Raw genomic sequence first — 15,138 nt, 5'->3', positions numbered from 1 at the left:
AGGAGCCTTTGAAAAACAGGCTGCCGCACTCATCACAAACGGCCAGTTCTTTTTCTGTCATAGGGCTCACCAGTCCCGTTCCCGGATAGCCTCCTCGGTGTCGATGGGGATGTTGAACCACTCCAGAATGTAGGCCACAGTTGCCGCAATGCATTCCCGTGCCACCGTTTCGATCTCGCTGTCGTTCTCGTCAAACTCCTCCTGGAGATCATTGATGCCGCAGACCGCCTCGTCCAGCGTTTCCTGTACCACTTCGGGGTCGGTTTCGCCGTTCTCCAGCAGGTCGATGACCTTCTGAAGCTCGTCCTTGACCTTGTCCACCAGAGAAGCAGGATAGTAATCGTCCTGATACATCTCGTCCAGCAGTTTGTAATTGGGATCAAATGCTTTCATCGGGATTGCTCCTTTCCTCGTGTATGTCAGTCACGCTCAGCTCTCATGGGTGATACAGAAAATCTCCTTGTTCAAGTCAAAGTAGGTCACCATCAGTTCGTCAGTAATCTCCGGATTGAAGGACAGGTCCAGAATGAAAACTTGCTGATCCATCTCGTCATCCACCAGACTGCCGAACCGCTTGAGCTTCAAAAAGTCCACCATCTCGGCAAAGGACAGCTTGGATGGGTCGGTTCCCGGAAAAAGTTCCGCCGCAATATCCGGGCCTACATCGTCCCGGTGGAACTCCATGAAAAATGTCACAACGCTATGGTAGCGGCTATCCTCGTCCGCCAGTGCTGCTTTGATGGCGGCTTTGGCCGTCTCCGCCAATTTCTCCGCCTCATCCAGCATTTCTCCCACCGCATCCATGGCAGCAGGATCGCCGGTCAGTTCTTCCTCTACATCGAAGATAAAGGGTAGTCCCGATTCCCCGGGAAAGTTGAAGATTTCCTCGCCGGGTGTATATGTAAAATCAATGCGTTTACAGTTCAGCTTCATAATGTTATACTCCTGTTATCTGGTTGCGGTACTCCTTCTCCAGAGCGGTGTACCACCGTTGCAGCATGGTTTCCAGACTGGTTTTTCCTTTGCGATCTGTAAAAACAAGGAACTTTTGCAGCAGTCTGGGGAACAGATATTTGCCCGCTTCTGTCAGGTCCTGATTGAGATAGACCATCCGCAGGATACGGCCCTGCCGGTCCAGAGGGTTCTTTTTCAGCAGTTCCTTTTCAAAGCAGAAGCGCAGGAATACCACATTCTCGTCATAGAAGTCCTCCACTACAGCCGCGCCGATGCTGGTGTAGGTGATGTCGTACACCAAACGGCTCCAGTCAAATTTCTCAGCATAGAGCAGTTTCAGCGCCTTCGCCCAGTGTTCCTCCGGGATTACCAGCATCCTGTGCTGGGCGGTACTGGAGTAGCCACGGTAGACGGGTTCCGGCTGCCCCAGCAGCTCACTCACGCTGTCGGCGTAGACGAAGCACAGCTCCTCATCGAACAGGCCGCCGATGAAGTTGCCGTTGCAGTACAGCATATAATTCTTGGACTTCGCCGGAGAATAAGAGAGGCTGTATTCCTGCGAGTCCAGGCTTTTATGTACCTTGTTCAGAAAGTCTATTGATGTCATGGCTTTACTCCTCAAACTCACCCTCGATCATCCCGTTCAGATACCGGCCGGGATCTGCGATGAAGTCATCCCATTTGGCCAGAGGGTGGAATTCCTCATGCTCGATGTCCAGATACCACAGCTTTTTGTCCCTGGGGCTCCACAGCAGCAGATAGTCGCTGTAGTTGTCCATCTGCACCATCAGGGAGAGCAGCTTCTTCCGTTTCCAGGTCATCTCCTGCACATCCATGAAGGAGTAGAGCTCCGCCCACTTCACCCATTCCTGATCCGGGAACTCCAGCCGCAGGGGGCCGGTCTTCAAGTATTCCACCAGCTTGGCGGGCAGCTTGTAGGGCATGAGCTGCCGGATCTTTTCCTGCTCGTTGTGCCATTCCTCCGGCTCCAGGGCTTTCAGGTAGTCGGCCAGCTCTTGATTTTTGTTCTGCACCGCCACGGTATAAGGCCGGTCGCCGTATTTGTCAGCAATGGTGATGTCGGCTCCTTGCTCAATGAGCCAGCGCACCATAGGGAAATTGTTGGAGCGGGCGGCCTCGGTGACAGGGGTGGAGGCGTAAGGGAACACCATGTCCGGCTTGTGATAATTGATGTCTGCCCCTTTTTCCAGAAGCAGCCGGGCAAGTTTGGTATTGCCCTCGGACACAGCGGCCCGGAATGCCTCGCCGCCAAACTTCTCCACTGTAATCCCGGCTTGCTCCAGCACCTGGATATTCTCCGGGCGCTTGCCCCAGCGCACCTCCTGGAAGGCCCGCTCTTTCTGCTTCGAGCTGAGCTTTGCGGCCTGTCCAGCAAAGAGCGCCACCACCTCCGGCCCACAACAGCGGGCGGCGGTGAGCAGCAGGGGCTGTTCCTCTGCCAGACTGGAATCAGCTCCATGCTCCAGCAGGAAGTGGATCATAGGCACATCGTTCCGAAAAACCGCAATCTCCAATGGCATCAGCTTGATGTATTCGCTGAGCTGGATGGGAACATCTAAATCCAGACCGCCTTGAAGCAGCGCCTCCAGCTTGGGCGTGTCATGGTCACAGATGGCGGCAGCCGTTTCCGGGAGGGTCTCCCAGCGGCCAATATATGCAATTTGGTACATAAGGCACCTACTTTCGTTGTTGTTTCACTTGATAGGGAACGGTCCGGCCCAGCACCCGGCCTTTGCCAACGGCATTGGCTCCCTCATAGATTAAAAATTCCGCATTGTTTTCCAGCGGAGCATAGTCAATGGTATCTGGATAGAGGGGCTGGGCATTTCCCAAGGCCGGTGTATCAAATGTACACTCGGTTCCGTCCAGAAAGCATACACCCAGATATTCCGTAGTTCCAATAACCACAAAATGGGGACAATACTTTCCACTGACCAGGCTGGGTGGTATTTTTCGTTTGCCGCTCCAGAAGATGACCTCCACATGAAGCGCCGCCCGGTTTTCATCTGTTCCAATCATGCCAGTCGCTCCATTCCTGCTTAATCGCCAAACCGCTCGGCGGCATCCTGGTAAACGGTGATGCTTTTGGCAACCTTCTTTTTCTGGCTTCGGATGCGGAAGTAGTCCCGTAGAATGTGCTTCAGTTCCGGGTTTTCCACCTTGCGGGGCAGCAAACTGATGAACATTTCGTCGTAGCTTTCGTACAGAACACCACTCCGGTTGTAACTTTGCCAAGTCACCGTAGGCTTTCGACCTTCAGGGTCTTTGGCCAGATCAAAAAGCCACCGCTCATCCAGCTCCACATAGCGTTCAAACATAAAGGTCGTGTCATAGGACCCGTAGCGTTCATGGCCCCAAAAGATGAACGCAGTCATTCCATCAGGCCCCAGGCGTTCATAGATCCAGTCCTCCGGATAACAGCGGTAATCCAGCATCCCCAGAGCATTGAACAGGTAGATTTCTTTGGGAGTTCCCAGCAGGAGCGAATAGGTTTCATACACCTGTTCCTTGGGCTGGGTGATAATTGCTTTCATAAAGACTGGAATCAGCCAACTGCCGCCATAGCGTTCATATAGTTCATCGGCCAGTGCTTGTAGTCGTGTATCCGGGTTTCGAATCAAGGAGGCGGTCAGAATCAAAGCCGGAATCTTCTCCATTTCCTTTGGCTTTACTTTATAGAGCCCCAGTCCTTGGGAAATGTGCCATGTAGTGCATTTGTCACCATCATAAAAGGGGGTGTGCTTGAGATGGCCGATCCGTTCCGCATTTTCCGCCAGAAAACGGTACACCTCCAACATCTTGGGGGAGGCTTTGCCCAGCATCAAATGAAAACAGAAATTCATCTGTTCCACCTGTCCCTCTTCCAGCGGTTTTGTATCCGCCTCATCCAACAGCAGGGAGAGGGTTTTCAGGATGACTGGGGCAATCTGCTCCGATACACAATCCGAGCAGGCATCCGACATGATATGGCTGCCCATCCATTTGCCCTTGACCAGCTTGGCCCACAGTGGGGCAGCAGGGGCATACTCCAGCTGCGCCAAAGCCTTTTGAGCAGCCGTTTTGCACTTGCCCTTTTCTGTATTCACAAGCTGGAGAAACAGTTCGCCGTTTGCTTCCTCTTTGCCCAGCGCCAAAATGGCCTGTTCTCGCTTTACACCCTTGGGAGGCAGTTGTTCTAAAGTCATCGTAGTATTCATAGCGTCTCATCCTCGTTCATAAGTTGTCCCTGCACCTCTCTGGGCAGGTCGTTCCACAAAATATCGTATGTAAAATCCCGAATCTCCGGGTAACACTCCCGTGCGGTCTTTTCCGCAATATCTCTATTCAGGTAGTGCATCTCTTGGTGGAAAAACCAGTTGAGTTTTTCCATCAGCCGATAGAGTCGGATTTGTTCTTCTTGGGTCATGGGATTGCTCCTCCTATTTCAACTTCAGCACAAATCCCCAGATACTCACCACAATCAGGAGGACACCCAGCAGAAAGAAAACCACACGCCGGTATCCTCTGCTGTGTCGATGAGCATCCCGCGTACCAGTGGGGTCGCAGAGCCAGTTCCAGTTGCGGATCGCCCCAATTAAAATCACGGCCCCGATGAGCACCGAGGCAATGTACCAATGCTCTTGCAAAAATGCTGTGATCTGTTCACTGTTCATTTACAGATACCCCCCTTTTTTTACATCATCGGGAGTTTCCTTTCGGATGATTTCCTCCCGCTCTTTTAAATCCAGCTCCAGAGCTTTTTCCTCCTCCAGATATTCCTCGCAGTCCCGAACCAGCTTTTGAGCGGCTGGGGCATCCGGGGCCAGGGCCAGCCAGCATTTTGCGTATTCATAGGCGGTGGCTGCGGAGCGGTATGCCATCAGGCAAGAATAGCCCATCCGGGAGTTCCAGTAAGGGTCGTTCTCTCCCTGGGTGCGGACGGACTCCAGCAGATCAATGGCGTGTCGGATGAGATCCCCGTCCACTTCACCGTCGGTCCCATGCACTCCATGATCTCCCAGAACCGCCAGATTGCTGTAAGCCCGACTCAGCTTGACGGTCAGCAAATAGCCCCGCTCCTGTTCCGGGATAGCTTCGATGGCCTGGATGCACTGGGAATACTCGTCCTTGCTATTCCACTGTTCGAGTTGCTCCAGCAGCTCTATTTCTTCTGTCCGATTCATCGTTTCACCGCCTTTTCTGTGTTATCCCTTGCCTTTTTTGAAGTGTCCACTGCCTCGCCAGGTGTTGACCACACAGGTGAAGATCTGACCACAGTGCTTGCACCGAATCATGTGAGCCATAATTTCGTCTGCCCATCCATCCTCAGTCTTTACCTCCTCCAGCGGGCAGGTGGACTCCTCTGCCATCAGTTCAAATTGGCCTTGTCCCACCAACTGCTGAATATAAGCAATACAGGCCAGGTAGTCCTTGGGCGCATCAAATTTTCTCCATGTTTGAATGTTTCGGTAGTGCTCACACATATAGCAGCGTCTCCTCTCAGGTCTGCTGATGCTGCATGGATATGATTTGGCAGTCTGGACAGAATTCCACATAGAGCGTGCCCTCCGCACAGTCAAACACCGTATCCCACTGAATCTGCGCCAGATACTTCATGGGCTTACCGCAGTGAGGACAGGTCGTATATTCCGCGTCCTGTACCCAGTTGGCAAAGCCACCCACCGTGTTCACATCCTGGCAGGCCGCACCGTAAAACAGGGGCACGGGCGCTTCGCCCAGCACAAAGGGATTTTCCGTGAGGGCCTTGTAGTCCTCGGGACTGACATAGCAATCCGTTTTCTCCGCCCCTTCAAAGAACTCGGAGGGAAAGACTTCCACGCCGCCATCCAGGGTAAAACTGTTAAAGGCTGGACCTTTCAAGAATCCCACACAGTTGGGGCAGCAGGTGGCAGTCAGAATACCATCCAACCCCAGAAATTTCAGCCGCTCATCCCGGCCATCCAGCACCAGCATGTCCACCATGCGTCCGCCACAGTGGGGGCATGTGTCCTCCCGTGCCCGGCCAATGCGGACGGGAGATTTCTCGCTGGTGGTTCCTTTGACCATAGGATAGCAGGTATCGAAGTTGAGCTGGATTTTCTGGCCCTCCTTGTCGAAGGTCCAGCCTCCGATCTGCGCATAGCTGGATGGGTCTACATAGAGGCCCTTGCGCCAGGGCCGGGGATTTCGCTCCAGCTCCAGCAGAGTCTCCATTGCCTTGTCATCTCCTTGCATAGCAAGGCAACTCATCAGGTTGGAGGCCGCGCTGAAATATTCTGCGGACAACAGCGCATGGATCAGACCATCCCGCACATCGGCGGGAGCATGATAATAGATCTCACAGGGCCAGAACACCTCTGCGGCCAGTGCCACTCGCTGAATCTCCGGGGTGATGGCATCATGGTAGCCAAGCAGCTGCCAAAAGTCGGCGAACTCTGGGTCCTCCATATCAGCCAGCCTCTGGATGTTCTGTATCAAGTTTCTTTGTTTTTCGACAATTTGTTCCGGCATCCAGGCCAGAGCAGCTTGCCGTTCTTGCTCGCACTTACATTTCCAACACAATCCCTCATAACCCAATGGGGTTCCACAGCTGGGGCAGGTATATTTCAGACTCATGTTCTCATACTCCTTTCAGGCAATAAAAAAGCCCCACGCCGCACTGTCATAAAGACAGGCTGACGCAGGACATGAAGAAGCCGCGTTGAAGGAGCCGCATCCACCAGCAGATGTAGTTTCTTCAACAACCAAAATATTTTTTTCGTATCTTAAAGCAGCAAATTGCTGTCCAATATATTTGTTCATAGCGGCACCATTTGTTCTGAGCGTAGTTTTATATCTTATTATATCACAGCACCCCTTCAATGAAAATATTTTGTTGGAAATGCTAATGAAAAATTTTTGTGAATTTGTTAAGGCGCAGGGGCTGTTATCTCCATAGTGTCTGGATGGATCAGAGTGATTACTTTTCCCTGATGCAAGGCATAGTTGACTGTCTGTGCTGTACCTGAGCGCAGCTTTTTCTGATTATCAAACACACCGATAAGGTACTCTGCATGATCGACCATATCATGATCGACCATATAATAATTTCTTTTTTTATAACTGGAAACATCCGCAGAGTGTGAAATAACAATAGAATCGTTTGCGTTTTGGATCAGCTTTTTCAATCTATGTTTACTCTGATCCGGCCATTTAGAGTCATAGCCGATGAAGGGAACTACAACGATAATTTTAATATAAAAGTCAATATGCTTCATCCGGTTCGGTAGGTGCTGCGGTAATATCGCGGTAGAAAGTAGCCCATGCAGCTTCCTCATAGGGGTGTACAAAAAAGAAGCCAATGCTCAATGGAATTGTCAGCAGAAGAACAAGAGAAATCGCCAGAGCCTCTGAACCGGTGAAATATTTGAGAACCAGAAAACCCTCGGCATACAGTGGCACCGAACAGAGCAGCTCCCAGCCAATGAAGCTGAAATCCAGACAGAACAGCCGCCATTTGTTGCCATTCATGATCCGCCGGGATTCTGTGATCGCTTCATTTGCGGTCAGCGAAGGATGCTCGGACATGATGTAAGGTGTCATCGCATAGCTGTATGTTTTCACGATTCCCGGAATCACCAACAGCAGCGACCAGAGGGCGATGTACAGACCCTGCAGGAATTTCATGCAGAAGCCATCCCACAGACGGTCTTTCTGAGAGAACAAGTCCGAGATGGCAGCATCATTTCCATCTACAAGGTTCAGATTAAAATGAGCATATCCCAGTTGAACTGCACCGCCCACGATCAGTTGGAGGACTGCCCACAGAACAATGCCGGCAAGCAGAACAGCAAGCAGCCGACCGCCGTTGGGCTGGGAGAACAGTTCAAAATGGATGTCCTTTGCCTGATTGGAATTGGATACGGCACTGTTGGAACTGCTCACAATGGTAGCACCGAGCGCACTGGCGGCAATACCTGTCAAAACAGCAGTTTTCCATTTTCCGCGCAGGGCATCGAGAGCGAGCATACGATAGTCGGCAGATACTTTCATAAAAGCAACCTCCTGTCTGAAAACGGCAAGGATTTGTGAAATAGGAAGATGATATGCCACTTTAATTTAGATACGTTTGAAAAGCTGAAAAAATTGCAGCATGAATGAAAAAGAGGCTGTTACACCGGTTTTATCCTTGTGCAACAGCCCCTTCCTTTACTTCAGCAGCTTGTCCAGTTCATCATATTGCATTACTGGAGCTTTGCAAGGATTTCTTCAGCCGTCATACCGCTGGCAAGCAGCTTCTTCAGCACATCTTCTGCTTCGCCCTTCTTTGCTTCTTCTGCTGCTTTTGCTTCGGCGGCAGCTTTTTTGTTTTCGGCTTTGGCAAGTTCCTTGGTGGCGGCTTTCAATTCTGCTTTCTTGGCTTTCAGCTGCGTCTTCAGATCATCGAGATTTGCAGTCAACGTAGCAACCTCAGATTCGATTTTCTCTTTTTTTGCGGCCTTTTCTGCAATGACTGCTACATAATCAACGCTGGCCTTTACAGTACGAGCCTTATTCTTGCTTCCCTTGGGTCTTGCCATAATAATTTCCTCCCATAAAGTGAAATAATTTGATACTTACAAGTATATTTCCAAATAGTCAGAATTGCAATAGGTAACATGAGCCGTCTTCAACTGCCAATGCAAATCTTATTCGGTATGCCCGAAGATCGTCGCAAATGTATTCCTTCAATGGTAACAATCATGGAGATTAGTGTTTATCTGGAGATTACCAAAGGATAAATAGAAGCAGTATTAAAGCCGTTCACCACGCAGATTTTCCAGCGTGGCGAACGGCTTTTTTGCTGCCCCTATATTTACAGGTAGGAGGAATCGAAGAAGTCTTTTAATGTAATTCCTAAACCCTGACAAATTCTTTCAATCGTCTCTACGCTTAACTGCCCTCCCCGACGGGCGGTGGTTTGAATCGTGGAGTACGATATTCCGCATTTCTTTGCCAATACACATAGATTCATATCACGCACTTGCATCAAATCCTGAACACGCTTGATCGTATCCACAAAAACTCCTCCCATCTTTTTAGTTCAAAACTTTTCCAACAACCTCGAATCTTTGCTCTGGAGATATAAGGATCGGCGAATATTTGGTGTTAAGAGAAACCAAAACCGGTTGGTTATGCACCACGCCATAGCTGTCGGTAAGGAACTCTGCTTGGGATTTGTCTGGGGTATGTTCATCGTATTTTTTCAGATATCCACAGTCATCATATACGAATATCCCGATATCCCCGCACTCAAGTTCTTCGCAGCGCTTCACCCATACAATCTGTCCGTTATGATAGCGTGGCTCCATACTATCACCGCTAACATATATCCCGAACTCGGCACCAGCCGGAACGCTACTGGCAGGCACTTGTATCTGCTGGAACATTTCACCCTCAAGAAAAGCTCCTAGACCTGCCGATACTGGCAACTCTGATACAGGCATCATTATGTAGTCGATTTCCGCGGGCTCTTCTGCGTCTGGCTGGTAGCGCCGGGATGCAATCAAGTCCATTTCGTACTCAGCGACTTTTTTTTGCCCGATGTCATTTAGAAGGGCGGGTTTCTGGAAGTTCTTTGTAAAGTAGGAAGGACCCTCCTTGATGTTCAATGCGTAGCAGATTGCAACTAGTTGGTAGATGCTAGGAGTGGTATAGCCTTTTTCCCATTTGCTGATTCCTTTATCACTGACATCGACGCCATAGTGACGGAGAAGTTCAGAGAAAGTTACAAGTGAATAGCCATTCCTTTTTCGTGTGCCTGCGAGAATCTGACCAACCTCATTGCTATCCCTCGCAGCGACTGCATCATAGCGCACTGTGGATGGGGCTATGTGCATTTTGGTGAGCGTGGTTTTCTTTTTCATAACAAGAACACTCCTTTGTGATCCGGTAGCTCTATTATAGTATAGAAAATATAAGAAATCAACAGGAAATCTCTAAAATGGAGACAAATGCGTAATTGACATCTCCATAAAGTGGGTGTATAATCAAACCAAATCCACAAATAACAGCCTTTTGGTGTTATTTTCGTATGGGATTGTGTTTGTTTGGCGTTTTTTTGCGAGGTGATACTATGAGAAAAGAAAATGTAAGATGTCCAATGTGCGGAACCATGAATTATGATGTGGATCTTGATGAAACCGGTGGCTGGACAAAATGCCGTCTGTGCAAAGCAGTGACCTGCTCTATGGATGAGTGGAAAAAACATACAGTGTCCGTTCCGCTGTTGAACGAAAAACAGCTCGTGGCACGCAGTATGATTCGCAAGTAATGCACGCCGTGTTTTGATAAATCCGCAAAAAGGAGGAATTCTGATGTGTGGTGATTACAACCTTCGCCGTGAGAAAAGATACGTCGAAGTGGACGTTCGTTTTACTCCTGACGGTAAGATCCGCCCTCTTGCCATAAACTATGACAAGGCTCACACTTATGGAATTGATCGTGTCTTGGCAGTCAAACATGGGACATCACGCCTAGGCGGAAAAGGTCACTGCTTCACCTGCCTGATCTGCGGTCAGAAGCGGAATCTTTGGCTTGAACGGGGCAAGTGGTTCGTGGAAGCCTACTGCTCCGTGCCGGAAAGCTGTGCTTCGTAATGGCAAGATACTTATCCCGCGCAGATCTTTCGCACATAGCGGGTAAGTATATCGACCAGTACTATACCCGTTTCGGGATCAGTAAAGATGACCCAGAACCCATTGACCCTGAACGGCTCGCAAGTTCTGTTCTTGGGCTGAATGTGAAAATGCTGCCGCTATGCAGCGATGGAAGTATTCTAGGACTGACTGTTTTCCAGAAATGCGGTTTTACCGTAACCTTGGGGGATGGGACAAAGCTTGTGGAGGTGTTCATGCCGAAGGACGTTGTAATCGATTCCGCCCTTGCGTCAGACAGCTGCACCGGATGCCGGAATTTCACGATAGCGCATGAAGCGGCGCACCATATACTGGCTGACCTGTTTCCGAACGACTACGGAAAAGCAGTCAAGTGCCGTGGGCACATTGCCTATCGGGAACGAAACGGACAGCCCTCATGGGAAGAATGGCAGGCGAATACCCTTGCAGCGGAGCTGCTGATGCCAACATTTCTGGTCAACGCCGAAATAGAACGTGCAGCGCTGTGCCTGCCAAATGGAATCCTGTACAAATCCGCATCGGACCCGAACTATGAAAGAATTCTGGAGATGGCTGCACGGATCGGGGTATCGTGGTCTGCGATCAGGATCAGATTACAGCAGATGCAGGTCATCAACGGAAAACCCATCCACTGCCATCCATTGGACGTCATTCGATTTGGAGAATAATATGACTTGGTCAAATAATCGCTCTTTTAAGAGTAAACCGCTGAACAATATACAGCAGGCACAATTCAGCATTGGCTGGAGGTTTTGTCCGGTTTGCGGACACAAGCTCTACCAAAAAAACGAGAGCTGTTCAGGCTCTATCAGCATAAAGTGCCTCAAGTGCGGTAACATAGCAACAGTTGACTTAGCCTACCGCAGACGCTGACTTTTTTAGACAAACCACAATTTCAAAAATCGGGTGCATTGCACCATGAATATGGACTGTTCGTCACCGAGCAACGGGCCATTGCCGCAAGGCAATGTATGAAACGCGCACCAAATAGCCGGGCAACAGCTGATAGAGTGATTCTGCTTTAGAACCGCTCTGTTAGTTGGTTGTCCGGCTATTTTTTTAGCCTTCAGGTAGCCTGCTCCCGTAAAAAGGAGCAGGCTTTATGTTTGTCCGTTTTTCATGGATGCCCCAAGCGGCGAAATATCCGTAGCCTTCCAAATTTTCGACTTTTTACGACTTATCGAAAATTTGGAGGTTTACGATGTCTTTTAATAAAGGCTATGAGTTGAAGAAGTTTGAAGCACACTGGGAAAAGTTGCGCATCGAGTACGCAGCTGCGGGAATGACGAAAGAGGCCATCCAGAAGATGTACGATTATGACCGTCAGCAATTCAATTCGGAGCGTACCTTTATCGAGCGGACGCAGGAATTCACCGCTCCTGCGTATGAAAGCTCTGAGGAAGAAGCGTCGCCTTTGATGCTACGCTATCAGGATGCGATTACCGTGACAGATACTTACCACGAAACTAAAAGCCGTTTTGCATGGATTGGTGAGATTGAGAACGAGCAGTTGCTTACTGCACTCGAAACTTTGAAAACCGAAGATTTGGAAATCATCACCATGTACGCTTACGAGGGATACGACATCACTGAAATTTCTAAAGTCTACGGCGTATCTCGGCCCACTATTAGTATCAAAATCAAGAGAATTACTAAATTTTTGAAAAACTTCAATTTCAATGCTACGAATTGACCTTTCTCGTCGGCTACCAAGTGAGAGGACGATTTCCCAAGCGGCACCTGCCGCAGGGCGAAACGTCCGACCTCAGGGACCTTGAAAACTGAATAGTTCCGTCATCTGGTACTCCGATAATGATACTTCCGTAATTCGCGGCCCGGTCACAAAGCAGACGGGGTGGCTGAAATGCCAATGAAGCGGTACAAGTCCGCTGCCAGATGTTCATGCCCCACTCGCAGGGAGCCGAGGGCGAATATGCGAGACCTTTAATCATATTGATCCGGGAACTGTCGGGTACGTTCCACGCATCCGGCAGTTCCCGTTTTTTTACGTACTCTTATTTATTCTTTATCCGAATATTCACTTTTGATACATAGGAGGACACTTTTATGGACGAGTTGAACCCCACGGTGCGCGAGCAGGAGATCTACGAGGAGATGGAGCTGACCCCTGAGATGGTCAAGTCCATCCGAACTCTCTGCGGTACCTGTCTGCGGCACTTTGTGGATGCAAAGGCTTTCAAAATCGCGCTTGTACCCAGCCCAGACCGGAGCATGGACACATGCACCGTCTGCCAGATGCGGCGCGGCTATGATTATGTGGTCATGCACCGCTGACCCAACCATACCACCATACCTTGAACGAAGCTCGTTGCGGAACATCCGGCAGCGGGCTTTGCACATAACAACATGGAGGTACAATTTTGCAGCAAAACTGGAAATTCCAACGCGGAGACATCTTCTTCACCCATTTCGGGGCGAGCACCGGCTCGGAACAGCACGGTGACCGCCCGGCGGTCATTCTTCAGAATGACGTGGGCAATTATCACTCTCCGACCCTGATCGTTGCGACCATGACAAGCAAGGCGGAAAAGAAAGTAAACCAGCCGACCCACTGCCTGTTGGAAAACGCAGGGTTGAATATGCCGTCCGTTGTGCAGGCAGAGCAGATCTTCACCATCGACAAAAGCCGGGCACTGAAGTATCTGGGGCATCTGACCCCAGAGGAGATGCGCCGGGTGGATGATGCGGTTCGCATCAGCCTTGCGCTGAACCCTATGGGCAGCATCCAGCAGATAGAGCCTATCCGGCGCTCTACGGCGGTTTATGCGCCGCCTGAGGTGGTGGATGGCAAACCGCCTGTCTACCCCTATACGCCCATCCGGTCGTCCTTTGAGAACGCCGGAAGCATCGAGGAAATGATGCTGTACACCGAACTGCAATCCGCGGTTCATGCCATGATCCAGCGGCTCGAATATAGCTTCACCTTCAATCCCAGCCTGCTCACCAGCCCGAAGCGGAAGCAGCAGGTGACTGAGATCTTAGAGGAAGCCGAGAAGTACATTTGGAGAATCAAGGAGGAAATGCGATGCGCCTGAACGACAACAATACTTTCATTGGTATCAACCCGCCGTACCAGCTTTCGGTCATCCACAGCAGCAAGCTGATCTATCCCCGCGAGATCTACCAGCGGGGCGTAGAGCGCAAGAGGGTGGAGCTGATTGCAAGGGACTTCAACGAGTACATCGTTAACGAGCCGAAGGTCAGCTTCCGCAACGGCAGGTACTATGTAATGGATGGGCAGCACACCATCGAGGGCTGCATCCTCCTCAACGGCGGCGAGGACCGCCCGATCCTCTGCAAGGTCTACACCGGTCTGACGATGGAGCAGGAAGCCCTGCTCTTTGCCGAGCAGAACGGTCACGCCGCACCCCTGTCGGCGGGCATCAAGCTGCGCGCCAAGGTGGTGGGCGGCGATGCGCCTTCCAAGGCGTTTGTCGCAGCCACTAACCGGGCGGGGCTTTCCCTCAACTACGACAGTATGCAGCTGAGCGACTACCGCATCGGCTGCGTGGGCACGGCGCTGAAGCTGTACGACCAGCTGGGCGAAGAGATCTACTGCGAAGCTCTGCGGCACATCGTGGAAGCGTGGGAGGGCAAACCGGATTCCTTCCGGGCGGCTGTCCTGCGGGGCGTGATGTACTTTGTGCAGCTGTATCATGGGCAGTACAGCGAGGAGCGGCTTGTCCGTGCGCTGAGCGGCGTCCATCCCATGGAGCTCTACCGTGTCAGCCGGGATAACCCCGCCAAGCTTCCGGGCTGGCGGCGGTACGTTTACCCCATCTACACCACCTACAACGGCAAGTGCAGGAAAGACGCACTGCCGATGAAGTTCTAAGCTCAAATATCTCCTTTGGCAAGTGAGATGGTCCCCGAAAAAGACCATCACACTTTACATATAGTATTTTTTGCTGAATAATCGACATATTGAACTAGAAAGAGAGGACAGGAATGAGCGAGATCGCAGCCTGCACTTTGATTCAGGAAGAGCCTGACCGAAAGACGGAGAGGTATCTGACGATGTTCAAGGACTACCCGGATGTGGTGACGGTGGAGCATCTTCAGGAAATGCTTGGCATCTGCCGGAAGAATGCGTATCTGTTGGTCAAGCAGAATAAGATCCACTCGGCGCGTGTAGGACGCAGCTATAAGATACCAAAACTCTGCGTGGTAGAGTACCTGCTCGATCAGGATCGGCAACTTGGAGGGATGCACCTTTCAAACTCCCTTGTGCCATCCTTGCAAAACACTCCAGAATCTTCTAAACTTATGATGCCTAAGCAAAGGACGTTTGGCTGCGAACAGAAAGGAGCATAACTATGACAAATGTGGCCGGACATTTAAGAGAACAAAACGGTATGTATCAGATGATTCTGAGCTGGAAAGACACAGATGGAAAGCGCAGAACCAAATCCATCAGCACAGGACTTCCTGTTAAAGGAAACAAAAAAAGAGCTGAATCTCTGTTGCGTAAAACACAAAAAGAGTTTAACCCTGAAACGATGCAGCA

Annotated in this window: 25 protein-coding genes and 1 pseudogene; 9 read left to right on the top strand and 17 right to left on the bottom strand. The window is 50.5% G+C overall.

Annotated features, from left to right (window positions below):
- Window positions 1–66: 66 nt before the first annotated feature.
- The 17 genes from C7J97_RS12005 to C7J97_RS11930 form a co-directional block, all read right to left on the bottom strand.
- Window positions 67–393, bottom strand: a complete 327-nt coding sequence (locus C7J97_RS12005) for a DUF5713 family protein (protein ID WP_006877302.1) — start codon at window positions 391–393, stop codon at window positions 67–69.
- Window positions 394–429: 36 nt separating this feature from the next.
- A complete protein-coding gene (locus C7J97_RS12000) occupies window positions 430–933 on the bottom strand; it encodes a DUF2004 domain-containing protein (RefSeq protein ID WP_097775149.1) in 504 nt (167 codons plus the stop codon).
- Between the two features lie 4 nt (window positions 934–937).
- Window positions 938–1,561, bottom strand: a complete 624-nt coding sequence (locus C7J97_RS11995) for a hypothetical protein (RefSeq protein WP_113993108.1) — start codon at window positions 1,559–1,561, stop codon at window positions 938–940.
- A gap of 4 nt (window positions 1,562–1,565) precedes the next feature.
- The gene (locus C7J97_RS11990; protein ID WP_002569147.1) at window positions 1,566–2,645 is read right to left on the bottom strand and encodes an ankyrin repeat domain-containing protein; all 1,080 of its coding nucleotides are present in this window, start codon (window positions 2,643–2,645) and stop codon (window positions 1,566–1,568) included.
- A 7-nt stretch (window positions 2,646–2,652) separates the two neighbouring features.
- Window positions 2,653–2,994, bottom strand: a complete 342-nt coding sequence (locus C7J97_RS11985) for a hypothetical protein (protein WP_002569148.1) — start codon at window positions 2,992–2,994, stop codon at window positions 2,653–2,655.
- 20 nt (window positions 2,995–3,014) lie between these two features.
- A complete protein-coding gene (locus C7J97_RS11980; protein WP_100932250.1) occupies window positions 3,015–4,172 on the bottom strand; it encodes a hypothetical protein in 1,158 nt (385 codons plus the stop codon).
- Window positions 4,169–4,381: a hypothetical protein gene (locus C7J97_RS11975; protein WP_008982527.1), complete on the bottom strand. Its 213-nt coding sequence runs from the start codon at window positions 4,379–4,381 to the stop codon at window positions 4,169–4,171. Before C7J97_RS11975 ends, C7J97_RS11980 begins: the two co-directional genes overlap by 4 nt.
- Window positions 4,382–4,394: 13 nt before the next feature.
- Window positions 4,395–4,628, bottom strand: coding sequence for an immunity 17 family protein (locus C7J97_RS11970; protein WP_002576934.1), 234 nt, complete (start codon window positions 4,626–4,628; stop codon window positions 4,395–4,397).
- A complete protein-coding gene (locus tag C7J97_RS11965) occupies window positions 4,629–5,138 on the bottom strand; it encodes a hypothetical protein (protein WP_008982526.1) in 510 nt (169 codons plus the stop codon). It abuts the gene before it with no gap.
- 21 nt (window positions 5,139–5,159) lie between these two features.
- Window positions 5,160–5,438: a hypothetical protein gene (locus tag C7J97_RS11960; protein ID WP_015563520.1), complete on the bottom strand. Its 279-nt coding sequence runs from the start codon at window positions 5,436–5,438 to the stop codon at window positions 5,160–5,162.
- Between the two features lie 16 nt (window positions 5,439–5,454).
- Window positions 5,455–6,570, bottom strand: a complete 1,116-nt coding sequence (locus tag C7J97_RS11955; protein ID WP_113993109.1) for a hypothetical protein — start codon at window positions 6,568–6,570, stop codon at window positions 5,455–5,457.
- Between the two features lie 15 nt (window positions 6,571–6,585).
- Window positions 6,586–6,756 (bottom strand): hypothetical protein, encoded by a 171-nt coding sequence (locus C7J97_RS15060; protein WP_008723379.1) that lies wholly within the window; start codon window positions 6,754–6,756, stop codon window positions 6,586–6,588.
- 107 nt (window positions 6,757–6,863) lie between these two features.
- The gene (locus C7J97_RS11950; RefSeq protein ID WP_242983511.1) at window positions 6,864–7,211 is read right to left on the bottom strand and encodes an SLOG family protein; all 348 of its coding nucleotides are present in this window, start codon (window positions 7,209–7,211) and stop codon (window positions 6,864–6,866) included.
- On the bottom strand, window positions 7,198–7,986 hold the full coding sequence (locus tag C7J97_RS11945) for a DUF975 family protein (protein WP_015565820.1): 789 nt from the start codon (window positions 7,984–7,986) through the stop codon (window positions 7,198–7,200). The genes C7J97_RS11950 and C7J97_RS11945 overlap by 14 nt, the downstream gene beginning before the upstream one ends.
- Before the next feature lie 191 nt (window positions 7,987–8,177).
- Window positions 8,178–8,513 (bottom strand): hypothetical protein, encoded by a 336-nt coding sequence (locus C7J97_RS11940; RefSeq protein ID WP_015565819.1) that lies wholly within the window; start codon window positions 8,511–8,513, stop codon window positions 8,178–8,180.
- Between the two features lie 275 nt (window positions 8,514–8,788).
- Window positions 8,789–8,992 (bottom strand): helix-turn-helix domain-containing protein, encoded by a 204-nt coding sequence (locus tag C7J97_RS11935; protein ID WP_223383275.1) that lies wholly within the window; start codon window positions 8,990–8,992, stop codon window positions 8,789–8,791.
- A gap of 19 nt (window positions 8,993–9,011) precedes the next feature.
- Window positions 9,012–9,839: an XRE family transcriptional regulator gene (locus tag C7J97_RS11930; protein ID WP_097776430.1), complete on the bottom strand. Its 828-nt coding sequence runs from the start codon at window positions 9,837–9,839 to the stop codon at window positions 9,012–9,014.
- Between the two features lie 248 nt (window positions 9,840–10,087).
- On the opposite strand from C7J97_RS11930, the gene C7J97_RS11925 reads away from it, so the two are divergent.
- The 9 genes and pseudogenes from C7J97_RS11925 to C7J97_RS11885 all read left to right on the top strand — a co-directional run.
- Window positions 10,088–10,246, top strand: a complete 159-nt coding sequence (locus tag C7J97_RS11925) for a hypothetical protein (protein ID WP_242959119.1) — start codon at window positions 10,088–10,090, stop codon at window positions 10,244–10,246.
- Between the two features lie 43 nt (window positions 10,247–10,289).
- Window positions 10,290–10,571, top strand: a complete 282-nt coding sequence (locus tag C7J97_RS11920; RefSeq protein WP_097775158.1) for a hypothetical protein — start codon at window positions 10,290–10,292, stop codon at window positions 10,569–10,571.
- Entirely contained in the window at window positions 10,571–11,278 is a 708-nt protein-coding gene (locus C7J97_RS11915; protein ID WP_097784816.1) for an ImmA/IrrE family metallo-endopeptidase, read from the top strand. The genes C7J97_RS11920 and C7J97_RS11915 overlap by 1 nt, the downstream gene beginning before the upstream one ends.
- A 533-nt stretch (window positions 11,279–11,811) precedes the next feature.
- Window positions 11,812–12,303: a sigma-70 family RNA polymerase sigma factor gene (locus tag C7J97_RS11910; protein ID WP_015565818.1), complete on the top strand. Its 492-nt coding sequence runs from the start codon at window positions 11,812–11,814 to the stop codon at window positions 12,301–12,303.
- 374 nt (window positions 12,304–12,677) lie between these two features.
- On the top strand, window positions 12,678–12,905 hold the full coding sequence (locus tag C7J97_RS11905; RefSeq protein ID WP_097775161.1) for a hypothetical protein: 228 nt from the start codon (window positions 12,678–12,680) through the stop codon (window positions 12,903–12,905).
- 86 nt (window positions 12,906–12,991) lie between these two features.
- Complete coding sequence (locus C7J97_RS11900; protein ID WP_097771475.1) at window positions 12,992–13,666, top strand: type II toxin-antitoxin system PemK/MazF family toxin; 675 nt, start codon at window positions 12,992–12,994, stop codon at window positions 13,664–13,666.
- The gene (locus C7J97_RS11895; RefSeq protein WP_097775162.1) at window positions 13,657–14,466 is read left to right on the top strand and encodes a DUF6551 family protein; all 810 of its coding nucleotides are present in this window, start codon (window positions 13,657–13,659) and stop codon (window positions 14,464–14,466) included. Before C7J97_RS11900 ends, C7J97_RS11895 begins: the two co-directional genes overlap by 10 nt.
- A 113-nt stretch (window positions 14,467–14,579) precedes the next feature.
- A complete protein-coding gene (locus C7J97_RS11890; protein ID WP_113993110.1) occupies window positions 14,580–14,945 on the top strand; it encodes a helix-turn-helix domain-containing protein in 366 nt (121 codons plus the stop codon).
- Between the two features lie 2 nt (window positions 14,946–14,947).
- Window positions 14,948–15,138: pseudogene (locus C7J97_RS11885) on the top strand (tyrosine-type recombinase/integrase); the annotation flags it as partial.

It is taken from the genome of Faecalibacterium prausnitzii, assembly GCF_003324185.1.
Lineage (GTDB): Bacteria > Bacillota > Clostridia > Oscillospirales > Ruminococcaceae > Faecalibacterium > Faecalibacterium prausnitzii.
Note: the sequence above shows the minus strand (reverse complement) of the source record. Positions and strands in the feature narration are given on the sequence as shown.